Origin of the sequence: Malonomonas rubra DSM 5091, from assembly GCF_900142125.1 — a bacterium.
In the GTDB taxonomy this organism is placed as follows: domain Bacteria; phylum Desulfobacterota; class Desulfuromonadia; order Desulfuromonadales; family Geopsychrobacteraceae; genus Malonomonas; species Malonomonas rubra.
This window is the reverse complement of record NZ_FQZT01000040.1, coordinates 1-1,350: the sequence shown is the minus strand read 5'-3', so window position 1 is coordinate 1,350 and position 1,350 is coordinate 1. Positions and strand designations below refer to the sequence as shown.

Annotated in this window: 1 protein-coding gene; it reads right to left on the bottom strand. The window is 53.0% G+C overall.

The window, feature by feature from the left end; genetic code table 11:
• Positions 1-163 precede the first annotated feature (163 nt).
• Complete coding sequence (locus BUB13_RS18460) at positions 164-1,243, bottom strand: IS5 family transposase (RefSeq protein WP_072910229.1); 1,080 nt, start codon at positions 1,241-1,243, stop codon at positions 164-166.
• Between the last annotated feature and the right edge of the window lie 107 nt (positions 1,244-1,350).

Sequence of the window (1,350 nt, the reverse complement as noted above, 5' to 3'; positions counted from 1 at the left end):
CAGGCCGTTGAAAAACTAGCCGGGAGTTGGCCTCTATCCTCCCGAGAAGAATTTTTTGCTCTTTGACAATCTATGTTTCGTTAGTTCTGACCATTTTCAAGCGCCATTGGAACCGTTTTCGCGATTTATCGCGATGCAATCGGCGTGATCGACTCCCTTTTCGTCACAATCCCCAAATCAGGGTGCGCATCCTGACCAGATTGTAGGCTGCCGCTGCCAGGGTAAAGGTAGACTCAACGCGATCAAGGCCCCGGTGGCGGGTTTTACGGAGCAAGCCTGCCGTCTTGATCCAGCCGAAGATCTCCTCGACTCGCTTGCGCACTTTCAGGCTTGTTTGATAACCAGTATGCCGGGTGGTGCGCTTGTCGATTGCCGATCCTTTGGTTCTCTGGGCTACATGTGGTGTCGCTCGCAGTTTACGAAGATCGCTGACGAAGGTGGCAACATCGTACCCTCTGTCTGCTGCAAGGGTTACCTGTTTGGTCCCCGGGAGGTTTTCAACCATCTCCAGGGCGGCCTCCCGCTCTGCGGTGCCGGTCGCCTGAGTCAAGCGACTGTCGACAACAAGACCGTTGCGGTTCTCCATCAGGGCATGCCCCATGAAACAGAGCTTGGCTTCTTTGCCTTTGCCCTTTTTGAGCAGCCGTGCATCCGGGTCGGTCGTTGATTGATGCGTCTCGTTCTTGCGCTTGTGCCCCTTAAAATCAACTTCGGCATTGCGGCCCCCTGATGTTGGCGGATCTTGATCCTGACCATCCTTGGGGCGAAAACTTTTCATCGAGGCCCAGGCTTCGATCAAGGTGCCATCGACGGAAAAATGCTCATTCGACAGCAGATCGGCTTGTTCTGCCTGGTGCCGGATGATAACAAAAAACTGTGTTGCCACATCGTGAGCGATCAGGCGATCCCGGTTCTTGGAAAAGGTCGAATGATCCCAAACCTTGTCATCCATGGACAAGCCGACGAACCAACGAAACAGCAGATTGTAATCGAGCTGCTCCACCAGCATCCGCTCACTGCGGATGGAGTAGAGGATTTGCAGTAGCAGTGCTCGCAGAAGCTGCTCCGGCGGAATCGAAGGCCTGCCGGTATGTGAGTACATCTCCTTGAATAAAGGAGCCAGATTGACCAGCGCGTTATCAACCATGATCCGAACCGGACGCAAGGGGTGATCCTTGGGAACCCGTTGTTCCGGTGAGACATAACTGAACATGGCCTGTTGGTTCTGGTCATCACCGCGCATAACGTTTCTCCTGAAATATCGGATGGTTATGCGCGTAATTATAACAAATTCGTGTAGCCGTCCCTAGTGAAATCAAGGGGTTGAGCTAATTGTTTTTCAACAACCTG